This is a genomic window from Flavobacteriales bacterium (assembly GCA_016124845.1).
Lineage (GTDB): Bacteria > Bacteroidota > Bacteroidia > UBA10329 > UBA10329 > UBA10329.
This window is the reverse complement of record WGMW01000041.1, coordinates 1-13947: the sequence shown is the minus strand read 5'-3', so window position 1 is coordinate 13947 and position 13947 is coordinate 1. Positions and strand designations below refer to the sequence as shown.

The following is a 13947-nucleotide window of genomic DNA, read 5'->3' as shown; positions in this document are numbered from 1 at the left end:
CTAAGAAGTGGAACACACCCGTCTTGGATTGGAAACAGACATACTCACAGCTAATGATCATATTTGAAAACCGATTGACACAACCCTGAAGGTTGGCCGCGGCCAACCTTCAGGGTTGACACAGTTCGCTGAACAGACCCGATAAAACCCGACCATTCCAGCGCCCCCAAAGCAAGGGAAACCATTTCCTTAGCAACTTCCACTTCTTCCTTTGCTTAGAAAATCTCTTCTCTTGCTAAGGCAAGCATTTCTCATACAAGGGAAGCCTCTGCCTTAGCTATGTGAAGCATTTCTTTTGCTTGGCGCGTCCTTTCTCTTGCTATTGAAACCATTTCTTTAGCTAAGAAAACCATTTTACAAGCTAAAGAAATGGTTTTCCAAGCATGTGATTTCAACGATTGAACGATGGAATAAACCCCACCGAATACAGTCTTACAGACTAATTTCTGTATGGCCGAGCATCGATAGAGTACCCGGAAAGCGACCACAGCTGAAACCGGAAGTCCTGCACCGTACCAATTGCGTCTGTTGCGTACTCTCTTTCACAAGGCAACAACCCTATCTTACTTGTCTTTTTAAAAAATCGATTGTTATCGAGCTCATCATGTGCGCAGATAACATTCGGAGTTGACGGCTTAATTGTTTCTTCCGACCTCCATTCTGAGATACTTTCTTCTATGCACCCATTGTTCTGAGCATAGCATCCACCCGTTATCATGAAAATCAAAAGGCAGGTAAAAATCATTCGTTCAATCGTTCTCATCTCTTGTTGATCTTTGATTAGGTGATTTGAAGTTCGAGCATGCACAGTTTTCTGTCAATCTAAATTACACCGATAAATTACGTTTCTACGATGGGTTGAATCAATAAAAGACTGCGAAATCCCACTTATCCGACCGAATCGTCAACCCTCTATCAGAATCCTCTGGTACATTTACTGTAACATTCGTTGATCAAGTGTTTTTATCATCAACCACAAAAAGAATAATATCACAGCGTTCATCCATGTTCTCAGTGAAATCGGAATTTAACATCAAAATAACAAAAACCACCTTGTAAGGGCAAAGATGAATCCCGAACTTAGGAAACCTCATTTAACCCCTATTTTTCATGCTTATCTCTTTTATTGGCGGAGTGGTGCTTTGGACATTTTTGGAGTACGTACTTCACCGTTTTCTCGGTCACGAACACAAAGGCAAGAACTTCTTTAAGGACGAACACCTTATCCATCACCGCAAGGTGCATTACTTCGCTCCTGCTTACAAAAAGATCGGAGCAGCAGCCATCGTCTCGGTCATGCTGTTCATCACGCTGAATGTGATCCTTCATTGGTCGCACACATTTGCCTTCTTATTGGGACTGATGGGAATGTATGGGCTGTATGAGACCACGCATGCCCGCTTTCACAAGAAAGGACCTGTTGCCAAGCCCTTCATCATTCTCAGGAAGCATCACTTCTATCATCATTTCCACCAACCAAAGATGAACCATGGCGTTACCACCCGTTTCTGGGATCGCGTTTTCGGTACGTTCCATCGGGTGGAAACAGTGAAGGTTCCACGGAAAATGACCATGGAATGGCTGATGAGCGGAGAAGAGATCGCCCCTGCCTATGAAGCACATTTTCAATTGAGATGACCTTCTCTTTTCGGGCGGAGTGCAACGAAGCCGCGACATCTCCAAATTCCTCCGTTTCTTCCGAAATGACAACTCCTTTCGCGAAGAAGCCATGAGTGGTTACTTTCGAGCTCCGAAAATCCTTTTATGAAAGCTGATTTAACATTACTGATGGCATGCCCGACAATGCGGGCGAGTTCACATCTTCCTTCTACAAACGCTTTGCGCTGCGGAAGAATACCGAACCGCTGCAACTCTCCGAGCAGGTCAGCAAGGATTTTTCATTCCCCACCTTTTACAAGGATGTGACCTGCGGCATCGGCATCTTCATGTGCAATTACCAAGAAGCACAAAAAGTACTTCCGCATGCAAGTATGAAACCTGTTCGGATGCCAGGCAATCGGGCCGTGGTCATCTTCTCGTGTTACGAATACAGGACGGTAATGAACATGAAGCCCTACAACGAGATCGCCATGACCATTCCGTTGCTCATCAACCCAAGCATCAGCGTGCCTGTGCTTCCGTTGGTATCAAAGGCGTTCAAGAATTTCGGTTACCATGTTTTCTCCATGCCCGTAACCCTGGAAGAGAACAGAATACGCGGACAGAAACTGTGGGGCATTCCCAAGGTGACCGAACGAATTGACATTGAACAGAAAGACGGTTTTTCAACCACCGTGGCATTTGACGAGCACGATAAGGAATACTTCCGTTTGAAAATCCCGATGGAAGGCAAGCCCGAAAGCTTTGATGAGACAGGGTTTCTGTATTCGGTAAGAGAGGGCGAACTGGTGAAGGCGCAAACGAATTTCAAGGGCGATTTCAACGTGAACAAACACATGGGGCTGCTGTTGAGCAAAGGCACAAGGAGCAACGACCCGCTGTTGACGTTAGGCGATTCGCCAAGAGCAGAAATTTTGAAGAGATTGGAAATTGAGGAGAGCGTATTCCAAACGCGTTGGTGCGCAAACATGGAAGCATGCTTCGACCTTGGAGAAGTTGTTTCCGTTTAAATGAGAAAAGACATTCGTCCACAGACCACAGATCACAGACCCAAGCGACCCTTAGGCCATATCATGAGTATGAGCCGTGGTCTATGGCCCCTTGACCATCGACTTTTTCTGTTTTTCTTCTTCTCTATTTTCATTGCGGGTTGCGCCATTCCCATAAAAAGCATCGTTTACCTGCGGCCCGACCTCAAGGATCACAAGCGCATGCATTCGCTGAAAGTGAAAGCACCGGACGAGTCGTTCTGCTTTGCGCAATATCAGAAGTCGGGTTTCGGAGACCGCATCAAGGTCAACGATTGGTCGCCAGCGGTTGTTCCACTTTGGCGCAGCCTTAATGAACTGGTAAAGGCACACCCGAACCAAGCGTTGGTCATCATTCGCAACGATACCATTCTGTACCAGCATTACGACCAAGGTGAGAACAGAAGATTGCATCCCTCCTATTCCGTGGCCAAGTCCTTCACCTCGGCTTTGATGGGATTCGCCATTCAGGACGGGCTCATCGCTTCGCTGGAAGAATACGTGAACGATTACCTGCCCGACTGGAGCAAGGACCCGCGCTGGAAACGCCTCAAACTGAAGCATCTCATCAATCACACTTCAGGAATTGAACACCCGCTTACAGTGGATGGCCTGCTTTACTACGGCAGTTACTTGGGGCGCGCCAAACGCTTTATCGAATTCAAGCACGAACCTGGCACCAATCAGGCATACATGAACATGAACATCTGGATCCTTAGTCAGGTGTTGGAGAAGGTAACAGGTGCACCGCTTAGCGAATACATGCAGAAAAAGCTCTGGATTCCGTTGGGGATGGAAAGCGATGCACTTTGGACAGCCGACAGAAAAGACCGCATCAAATCGTACTGCTGCATACAGGCCACCGCGTTGGACTATGCCAAGTTCGGAAGGTTGTATCTGAACAAAGGGAAATGGAACGGTGAGCAATTGCTGAATGAGGAATGGATAGACAATACGCTGAAGCGCGACACTACCGAGGGCGGCACCTACGGCTACCACAACTGCTGGTACATCGGCTATAAGCAGTACAACGATTTCATGGCCATTGGCCTGTACAAGCAGCACATCTACATCAATCCCGATAAGAACATCATCATCATCTCGATGAATGAGCGACCACGCTCTGCGGCTCAAAAAGCATTGAACTGGGAAGACATTTTCCGCCAGATCGTAGATCAACTCTGAAGTTGACGGGGGTCAATTCTGCTTAAAAATATCGCGGTTACTTTCATTGCGCATTCAACCGCCACCATGAAAAAGACCGCCATCGTTCTCTTTGCCTCCATTCTGGCCATTCCTGCCATTGCCATCTACTTGGCCGACCCATTGACCGCACTCCAAGTGGAAGCCATCCGCTCCACCGTTTCGGTGTATGCCGTGGTGGCCTTTCTGTGCTTTCTCCTCAGCGAAGTGACCAAGAATTACAGCCAAGTGGATAAGCTCTGGAGCATCATCCCCATTTTTCATGCGTGGAACATGGCCTCCATTGCTGGATTTAACGAACGTACCGTTCTGATGGCATCGCTGGTCACCGTTTGGGGCATCCGCCTCACACTGAACTTTGCGCGAAGAGGCGGCTATTCGTGGAAGTTTTGGGAAGGCGAGGAAGATTACCGCTGGAAGGTGCTGCGGCAGCGGTTCAACTTCAAACATGGTTGGATGTGGAGCCTCTTCAACCTCTTCTTCATCTCGTATTACCAGTTGGGCATCGTCCTCGTTATCACTTACCCCATGCTCTTTGCATTGGACAGCACCGAACCATTGGGAGTCTTCGACATGCTGGTTACCGCCATCATGCTCGGTTTTATCATCTTCGAGACCATTGCCGACAACCAGCAATGGAGATTCCAAACGGAAAAGCACCGTTTTATGAAAGAGACCGGCAAGAAAGGGGACGATTTTGAAGGCGGCTTCAACCAGCGTGGGCTTTGGAGCCTTTCGCGGCACCCGAACTATTTTGCAGAGCAGAGCATCTGGATCACGTTCTACCTGTTCAGCGTAGTGGCCACGGGCATCTGGTTCAATTGGTCCATTATTGGTGCAGCGCTCATTGTACTGTTGTTCAAGAACAGTTCCGATTTCAGCGAGGAGATAACCGCCAAGAAGTACCCATTGTATGCCGAACGGCAGAAAACCGTTCCCCGGTTCATTCCTGATTTCCGTAGGCTGCTTAGGAAGCCCAAGAAGCTTTCAGCTGAACTTTAACGAATCGTAAAGTCGATTCAACTATTTCACGATCAACTATTTTCGTTGCTTCAAACTCTTTACCATGAAACATATTTCCATTCTGACCTTATTCATTTTCACCTTCTTTTCGGGCTTCGCCCAGAACGACATCTCGACCCGTAGCGATGTAAGCGCTGAACTTGCCCCGTTCTACCACGGTGTGGCCTCGGGCGACCCGCTGTCTGACCGTGTCATCATCTGGACACGCTACACACCCGATGTATCTGCCGACCCTGTTACCATCAACTGGGAAGTGGCCACCGATACCGGTTTCACAAACGTGGTGCAGAGTGGCACCTTCGATACGGATGTGGACCGCGACTGGACCGTGAAGGTGGACGTTAGCGGCCTACAGCCGAACATGTGGTACTTCTACCGTTTCGAATATGGTGGTGATCACTCCCTTGTCGGAAGAACAAGGACAGCCCCCACGGGCATGGTCGATTCGCTGCGCTTTGCGGTGGTTTCCTGTTCTGATTATGTGGACGGCTTCTTCCACGGCTATCGTGAGATAAGTCAACGCAACGATGTGGATGCCGTGATCCACTTGGGAGATTACATCTACGAGAACGGTTCGGTGGGTACCATTGGCCGACCTCACGAACCAGAGGCACGTATCACCGAACTGGACGATTACCGTCAGCGCTACTCACAGTATCGCTTGGACCCTGACCTGCGCTGTGTACACCAGATGTACCCTTTCATCAATGTGTGGGATGACCACGAACTGGCAAACAATGCTTGGATGGGCGGTGCCGAGGCACACGACCCTGCCACCGATGGCAACTGGGAAGACCGCAAAGGTTTTGCCGCCCGTGCCTACCACGAATGGATTCCCTTCCGCGAGCCGAATGCGAACGATTCGCTACAGATATACCGCACGCAGCAATGGGGCGACCTCGTTGACCTTTTCATGGCCGACACACGCATTATTGGCCGCGATGAGCAGAACGCCAATGCCATTGACGACCCCGACCGCCACATCTTGGGTGAGGCTCAGTTGGGTTGGCTTACCAACGAGATGGCCAACAGCACTGCCCAATGGAAAGTTCTGGGTCAGCAGGTAATGATGGGCGCATTGGAAATTCCATTCATCGGCATACCGCCTGCAAGCGAGGATTCGTGGAACGGCTACCGTTGGGAGCGCGAGAACTTCTACGATACCGTTCTGGTACATGATATTGAAAACCTGGTGGTGCTTACCGGAGACATCCATACCGCGTGGGCCATGAACCTTGAGAAGGACAACAGCAAGGTGGGTGTGGAATTCGTCTGCACCAGCATCACCACGCAGAACTCGCCTCTGCCCGTTCCTGTTTCGGCCATCTCTGGTGCCAACCCGCACATCAAGTATGCGAAGCTTACGGGCCACGGCTACTACATTCTCGACATCAACCACGACCGTGTGCAAGCTGACTTTCAGTGGGTGGGCGACATTGAGAATGCCAATGACATGAGCGCCACCGAAGGGCCTTACTGGTACACCACCGACCAATCGCGGGAGCTGACCGAGGCCAACGCTGCTTCCGTGCCACGTGCCGAAATGCCGATACTACTTCCTCCCAACAGCTGCATGAGCGTAGAGGACACCTCAGGCACGGGCATTGCGGAGCAGCCCATTGCGGCCGTTATCGGCACCTACCCCAACCCGTTCTGGGAGAACTTCCTTATCAAGACCTTTCTGTTCGATAACCAACCGGTAACGGTGCAGGTGTTCGATGCCAAAGGAGCGTTGGCCATCGACCAAGGAACCACCAAGCTCAACCAAGGACTGCATTACATTCAGGTAAGTGGCAGCGACCTTCCCAAAGGCACCTACTTCCTGAAACTACAGATAGCCGACAAGCTCTATACCCGACAGGTGGTGAGGATGTGATTCAAGACCTCCGATTCAGGCCGATCGGTCGCTCTTCCGCAAGTGCTTCGGACCTTCTGGGGTATAATTCTGAATAAGCGTCTTGATGTGGTCATCCTCAATGGCAATAAGTCGCTTCTTGTACAGTGAACCGATGGCTTTCTTAAAAGCCTTTTTACTCATACCCAATTGCGCTTCAATATCTTCTGGCGAACTCTTGTCTGAGAGATACATCATCCCGCGGTTCTGATTGAGCATATCGAGGATCTTCTGCGCATTCGGTTCAATACTGGCAACACCTAAGGGTTGCAGGCTCACATCGATCTTACCGTCTGGACGAATCTGTTTGATGTAGCCTTTGCGCTCATCGCCAATATCAAGGTCTTCGAACACCTCATTATGGTACACCAATCCTCCATACTTCTTGTTGATCATGACCTGAAAACCCAATTCGGTCTCGTTGTAAACCACCAGATCGACCTCCTCTCCCAAGTGGAGTTGAATGTTCTTCTGATCGAACAGCTTTCCTACTCGCGGTGTGGCGGCCAATCTGCCCGTCTGCTCATCAAGGTAAAGCCCTACGAGGTAGCGTTCCCCCACATGCATGCGCTCCACCATTTCGGCATACGGTACGAAGACGTGCTTCTCCAGACCCATGTCCAAGAAAGCACCTACGCGGCTCACCTGTTTCACTTCCAGCGTAGCGAAATCACCCAATGTAATGAGCGGTTTGAGCGTGGTTGCAACAGGCCGTTCGTCCGAATCGAGGTAGATGAACACCTCTACCTCCTGCCCTTCCTGCATGCCAGGTTTCAGATACTTGTTGGGAAGTAGAATAACATCTTCGTGATCGGCATCGGGTTCACCCAAATAGGCACCCACGCTTGTGAAACGATGAATGGTAAGTGTGTTGTATTCGCCCAGCTTGAACAAAAGAGGAATTAGATTTAGCCATTCCCCTCTTGAGAGGGGTTAGGGGTGTGTATTTCAGTATGCAAAGCTAATCAGTTGAACCAAGCCGGCTTTCAATCCAACCATCTATTCGAAGAACCACAGCATCGATATCAAAGAAAACCTCATCATCATGAAATCTTAGGATGGTGATTCCCAACTCTTGCATTCTCTTGTTCTTCTTTTCATCACGAAGTTGCACTTCATCCAACAGATGACTATAACCGTCCAATTCAATTCCCAGCATCAATTCGTTACAGAAAAAATCAAGAATATAGTTATCAATTGGTTTTTGCCGATGGAAATCATAGCCAAGTCGTTGTCTGCCTTTAAGACGTTTCCAAAGCCATATTTCAGATTGGGTACTGTTGTTCCTTAAATGCCTGGCAAACTCTTTGAGTTTGGGATTGTATAGAATGATCTTGCGCGTCATTTTAAGAGTAAGTTATGAAAAAGACACACCCCTGCCCCTCTTCAAGAGGGGAAACACAATCTAAAGCTCTTTTCTAAGTCTGGCAACTGGAATACCCAATTGCTCACGGTATTTGGCCACGGTTCTTCGGGCAATGTTGTAGCCCTTGTCGTTCAGCAGTTCGGCCAGTTTCTCATCAGCCAACGGCTTACGCTTATCCTCTGCCTCAATGGCGTCTTCCAGGATCTTCTTCACCTCACGGCTGCTCACTTCTTCCCCACTGTCCGTGGTCAACGATTCGGAGAAGAACGATTTCAGCAGGAAGGTCCCGAACTGAGTCTGCACGTATTTGCTGTTCGCTACACGCGAGATGGTGGAAATGTCCAGGCCAACGATGTCTGCAATATCCTTCAGAATCATCGGTTTCAGCTTGGTCTCGTCTCCCGTCAGGAAGTATTCCTTCTGATATTCCATGATGGCATCCATGGTTCCGTAGAGCGTCATTTGGCGCTGTTTGATGGCATCGATGAACCATTTGGCCCCGTCCAATTTCTGCTTTACGAACTGCACCGCATCCTTGTTGGCCTTGCCTTTGGTCTCCGAATAAGCACGCAGCATCTGCTTGTATTCGTTGCTCACTTTCAGTTGTGGAGCGTTTCGGCCATTGAGCGTGAGCTCCAACTTACCGTCATCATTGGTAATGATGAAATCGGCAACGATGTTCTGCACCACCTTGGTACTGTCCGAAAGGGAATTGCCCGGTTTCGGGTTGAGCTTCAGTACCTCATCCAATACCTTCTTCAGTTCATCTTCCTCAATATGCAAACGCTGACAGATCTTGCTGTAGTGCTTCTTCGAGAACTCATCCATCATATTGGTGATGAGTTCCTTGGCCAGATGAACGGTTTCCGTCTCTTCCTTGCGGTTCAGTTGAAGCATCAGACATTCCTGCAGATTGCGTGCACCAACTCCAGCAGGTTCAAAATGCTGTATCACGTCCAACAGGTCCTCCACCTCATCCTCATTGGTATGGATGTTCTGGGTAAAAGCAAGGTCATCTACAATGGCGAATATCTCTCTGCGTAGGTAGCCGTCATCATCAATGTTTCCGATGATGATCTCGGCAATGGTGCGCTGTTGCTCCGTAAGCACCCGCATTCCCAACTGCTCCAATAACAGGTCTTGGAAGCTGGCACCACCGCTCAGCGGCATCTCCCGCTCCTCATCATCCGGGCTGGTATTGTTCGCGTAGAGCTTGTAGTCCGGAATCTCGTCATCATCCAAGTAATCCTCAATACTGAACTCATCATCCGCGTCAGAATCGTCATAGTCCTCCTGATCGTCATTCTTCAGGTCAGCGAACTCATCGTCCAGGTCGTCTCCATCCGCACCTTCCTCCAGCGCAGGGTTCACTTCCAATTCTTCCTTGATGCGCTGCTCCAGTGCCACAGTGGGTATCTGCAGCAACTTCATAAGCTGTATCTGCTGAGGCGAAAGTCGCTGCAGTTGCTTGAGTTGTAATCGTTGTTTGAGTGCCATGGGAGTGGGATTTAACGATGTGCCTAAGATCGCTATTCCAAACGGAGTGCCAAAAGCGTTTCGGTAAATCTGCCAAGGATCGGTGATCGCCCCCCTGCTTAGCGTCTTATGCGGTCAGACAACGGACTTCCGAACGATAGCCTTTGAATCGGAAAACAGAACAAAGGAATTGAAAATGTGGACCCCCTTTTTCAAAACCTTATACTTAACACCAAGAAAAACGATGAAAAATACTTTTAGAATCCCCTGGTTTTTACCTCAGTTCTTTGTTGAAATCAGTGCTTTATTTTTAATTTTTTCCAGTCGTCAAGAGATCAAATACATCTTTCCTTAATACCGTGTCTCCGTTGAAGAAGAAATAAGTGTACAGAGAAAAGGTCGAGTCCTTCAAAACCTCATAGTCCGTTGTCGGTGTCACAATTCGAACCGTGCCTTCTTCATATAAAACCGGAATGTCTAAAGTATCCATCTTCTTGAGTAGTTGAGAGTGATACCACATAAGATCGTCCGTGGCCGTGTAGAAATTGTCACCCCCAGACTTCAATCTTAATTCTTCAATTTCAACCGAATCAATTTCAATTACCAGTAAGGTCGGATTTTCCAGGACAATCTCCTTGTCGATTGTGACATCTTTCTTAATTGCTGCGGTCTCTTGACCTAATCGGTCATTAGATTTTGATCGATCTGTAGAAATCGAGTCCTCATGATTTTGTCCACATGAAAGCAAAATCATGCTGAAGATTAGTAATCTCTTCATTCTATTGTTTCACATTGAGCCCAACGTTTTCCGCTACAGATAATGCGTTGGGTCACTTCGAGTGCGCGTAGCGTGTATCGAGAAGTGTTTGGTTAGCCTTCCCACAGTCCTCGATACGATCAAAGATCACTCGGACTGACCCGCGCACGGACAGCGCACAACGAAACTGAGCCCGACTGACGTACTGTCACAAGCATGAGATTTTAGCGGGTGTTGGCGTGTCGTTGTTTCTTTTTCTTCTTCGGAACTTCAAGTTGTCCAATAGACCAAGTTGGAGATTAGAAAAACCACATAGGAAAGTGGAACGGCAATGGATAGCACCACCAATGTCCAAAACATAATGTCACGGGTTCGTTCCTTTAGCTTTTCGATAAAGTTGTTTATCAATTCAAGCAGGATAAATGCCAAGTTCAGGAAAACAGAATAAACGATGTACGCTCCAGCCGCGTAGCCCAAATAAAGCAGAGCGAGTTTCAGTTCGAAAGGTTCACCAGTTCAAATGTCGATTAAATGAATTGTCGACATAACTGTCAGCGACCAGATAATACCAGTCGTCAGAAGTATCTTATTGTACGTCCAACGCTTCTGTGTCCAATATGTCTTTCGGTCGAGTTCCATTAAGTCGTCAGAAGGTGCCTTTTACAATTACCTACAACGGTGCGCCTAAAAGTATTGCGTTTTGAAACTACTGAGTTTTCAAGATGCGGTAACGTGGCAGAACCGTATGTCACACAACCAAGAAAAACGATTAAAAACGTCTACCAAGACTTGCTTTTACTTCAGTTCTTTGTTGGAGTTATTTTGCTTCTTTCATTTTTTTACCACTTTCTGGCGACTTATCGTCCCATCTTCTAACAAGACTTCAATACAATACAGCCCCGATACATCAGGCAAAGTGATATTTATCATCTCTCTGGAAACAGTCTGATTCTCGGAAACAAGAACGCCCATTGGGTTATAAATCCTTATCCTTGACATGTTGGTATTTGAAGCACCAACAATGCTAAAATTGCCTCCGGTCGGATTAGGGTATACAATAAGGTCTGTCTTATCTGACACGGGGTTTTGGATCATATTTGGAGAATCAAGACCGTTTAAACGAGTCACACGATTTCGCTTTATTCCGTTGAATGATCCGAAGCCCCCACCTATAACGACCTTACCGTCATCTTGTAATGCAAGACAATTAATCAATCCTCCATAGGCTCCGGATCCAACATCGAAGTCGGCATCAAAGGAACCATCGGAATTGATTCTGGCGAGATGTACGGAGTAATTGTTGTTATAATGGTAGAAATCACCTGAGATTATAATTTTTCCATCTGGCTGTATGGTCAGGTCATTTATTAGATGGGCACTCGTTCCGAGTCCTGAACCAGAGTCAAAACTTTGATCAAGCGTTCCATCGCTAAAAAGTCTAGCGATAGACCTTGATTCATATCCATTGAAATAATTAAATCGTCCGGCAATCACAATTTTTCCATCGTTTTGAATTGCAACAGTCTCCACAAAATCATCAGGGCCGGTCCCAGGGTTGAACGAGTTGTCCAAAGCCCCATCTGAATTGATTCTTGCGATGCGGTTTCTCTGCGTTCCATCATATTCTGTGAATGACCCGACAATGATGATCTTTCCATCACTCTGTAGCGCCATATTGGCTATGTAATTGTTCTGATTGATTCCTGTCCCGGAATCAAAAGTATTGTCGATGGATCCGTCAACATTGATGCGGACTATCCCTTTGCGTGCTGCCAGTATTCCACCATTACCATTTCCCGAATTGTAACCACTGACCAGTATTTTCTGATCATTCTGAATTAGAACCCGATCCATGAAACCGAAATGCCCATTCTGATTGAATGTAGTATCCAGGTCACCTGACGGCTCGTAGCGTCTGAGGAATTCTTTTCCCGTTACGATTTTTCCGTTTGCCTGAACGGCTATTGTGTATGCGCTATGATCAATTCCATCTACAACATCGAATGTTTCATCCAATGTGCCATCAACATTCAAGCGAGCAAATCCTGCTCGTGGCACTCCGTTGTAATGCAAAAAATTTCCACCAATCAGGATTTTTCCATCCGGTTGAATCGCTAACGCAAACAAAGGATAATCAGCACCAGTACCAACGGTAAACCCATCATCAAAGGCCCCGCTGGTTTCAATTCGAACAACCCGATTCAAAAGTCTGTTATCATAAGATTGAAAATCGCCTACTGCGACAATTTCTCCCGTAGCTGTCAATGCCACCGAATACACATCGTTGTCGAAACCCTCGCCACTTTGGAAGGTAGGGTCTGTCGACCCATCTGTATTGAGACGAATCACTCTATTGGCCTGAAATCCGCTGAAAACGGTGAACTGACCGCCAATTATAATTTTTCCATCACTCTGAATACATGTTGAGTAAATGAATCCGTTGGCTCCGGAGCCAATTGAGAAACTCTGGTCAATGCTTCCATCTGAATTCAACCTTGCCAATCGATTTCTCGCTGCTCCGTCAATGGTGGTAAAGTCACCACCGATGATGATTTTTCCATCCTGCTGTACTTCAGTGGCCCAGACCACATCATCAGTTCCTGAACCGACACTGAAGGTCTGATCCAATGAGCCGTTAGCATTGAGTCTAGCTATGTGCCCAGCAGCTACACCATCGACCGTTTCGAAACTGCCTCCGATAATCAACTTGCCATCTGTTTGCACAGAGACAGATTGAACATATTGATCAGGTCCTGTTCCTGTATCGAAAGTGGTATCAAGAGTCCCATTTGAATTCAATCTTGCAATCGAGTTCAACGGTGCACCGTTATATGAACTAAAAACGCCTGCCACCAATATTTTCCCGTCAGGCTGTACAGCGATTGAATAGACGTTATTATTAAACCCTGTCCCTACTTGGAATGAGCTGTCAAGACTACCATCAACATTCAATCGCGCAATTCGGTTAACAGGTTCACCATTGTAAGATGTAAAATAGCCACCTATAAGTATTTTCCCATCAGGTTGAATTGCTGACGACCAAACACTATTGTTTGCCCCCGAACCAACAGCCAAACTGCTGTCCACACTTTGGTCGGTATTTAGTCTTGCAATTCTGTTTATAGATGATCCATTCAAACTGGTGAACTCACCGCCAACCAGCACCTTTCCATCATTTTGTACCGAAACTGTCCTTATAATTTGATTGGCCCCGGCACTGTAGCCATATCCGATGTCGGTCGGGTTAAACGTAAGATCAACAGAGCCAGGTGTTTGACTGGTTGCCGAAAAAGTGAAGGTCAAGCACATCATCAGAATTGGAAAAACCTTTACAACATATTGCATTACACGGGCTTCTTTACATGTCATTTTTGGTGATTTTGAGAGTACTGAACATAAGAGATGAATACGATTCTCAATAGCTACAGAGTGTGTTTTTAATTAACCCCAACGGTGCCGCTAAATGAAAGGCGGTTTTAAATCTGTTGACCTTTCACCCGGAACCGTTGGTTGCCGAAAGGTACAACATTGAGCATTAAGTTTCACCCCGCCTTGGATTTAGCGATTGTTGTAATTGCGT

Annotated in this window: 11 protein-coding genes; 5 read left to right on the top strand and 6 right to left on the bottom strand. The window is 47.3% G+C overall.

Annotated features, from left to right (window positions below; all coding sequences use genetic code 11):
* The first annotated feature begins 1110 nt into the window (after positions 1-1110).
* The 5 genes from GC178_15075 to GC178_15055 all read left to right on the top strand — a co-directional run bounded on the left by GC178_15075 (position 1111) and on the right by GC178_15055 (position 6750).
* Positions 1111-1638, top strand: a complete 528-nt coding sequence (locus GC178_15075) for a hypothetical protein (GenBank protein MBI1288888.1) — start codon at positions 1111-1113, stop codon at positions 1636-1638.
* 155 nt (positions 1639-1793) lie between these two features.
* Positions 1794-2630, top strand: a complete 837-nt coding sequence (locus tag GC178_15070; protein MBI1288887.1) for a hypothetical protein — start codon at positions 1794-1796, stop codon at positions 2628-2630.
* On the top strand, positions 2631-3833 hold the full coding sequence (locus GC178_15065; GenBank protein ID MBI1288886.1) for a serine hydrolase: 1203 nt from the start codon (positions 2631-2633) through the stop codon (positions 3831-3833).
* 66 nt (positions 3834-3899) lie between these two features.
* Entirely contained in the window at positions 3900-4853 is a 954-nt protein-coding gene (locus GC178_15060) for a DUF1295 domain-containing protein (protein MBI1288885.1), read from the top strand.
* 64 nt (positions 4854-4917) lie between these two features.
* The gene (locus GC178_15055; GenBank protein MBI1288884.1) at positions 4918-6750 is read left to right on the top strand and encodes a T9SS type A sorting domain-containing protein; all 1833 of its coding nucleotides are present in this window, start codon (positions 4918-4920) and stop codon (positions 6748-6750) included.
* A 15-nt stretch (positions 6751-6765) separates the two neighbouring features.
* On the opposite strand, the gene GC178_15050 is transcribed toward GC178_15055, so the two are convergent.
* From GC178_15050 to GC178_15025, 6 genes are all read right to left on the bottom strand, one after another.
* Positions 6766-7662, bottom strand: coding sequence for a GntR family transcriptional regulator (locus GC178_15050; protein MBI1288883.1), 897 nt, complete (start codon positions 7660-7662; stop codon positions 6766-6768).
* 67 nt (positions 7663-7729) lie between these two features.
* Positions 7730-8113, bottom strand: a complete 384-nt coding sequence (locus GC178_15045) for a DUF559 domain-containing protein (protein MBI1288882.1) — start codon at positions 8111-8113, stop codon at positions 7730-7732.
* Positions 8114-8173: 60 nt separating this feature from the next.
* A complete protein-coding gene (gene rpoN, locus GC178_15040; protein ID MBI1288881.1) occupies positions 8174-9631 on the bottom strand; it encodes an RNA polymerase factor sigma-54 in 1458 nt (485 codons plus the stop codon).
* Between the two features lie 289 nt (positions 9632-9920).
* On the bottom strand, positions 9921-10388 hold the full coding sequence (locus GC178_15035; GenBank protein ID MBI1288880.1) for a hypothetical protein: 468 nt from the start codon (positions 10386-10388) through the stop codon (positions 9921-9923).
* Between the two features lie 249 nt (positions 10389-10637).
* A complete protein-coding gene (locus GC178_15030) occupies positions 10638-10844 on the bottom strand; it encodes a hypothetical protein (protein ID MBI1288879.1) in 207 nt (68 codons plus the stop codon).
* A gap of 354 nt (positions 10845-11198) precedes the next feature.
* Positions 11199-13736, bottom strand: coding sequence for a T9SS type A sorting domain-containing protein (locus GC178_15025; protein MBI1288878.1), 2538 nt, complete (start codon positions 13734-13736; stop codon positions 11199-11201).
* Positions 13737-13947: the final 211 nt, after the last annotated feature.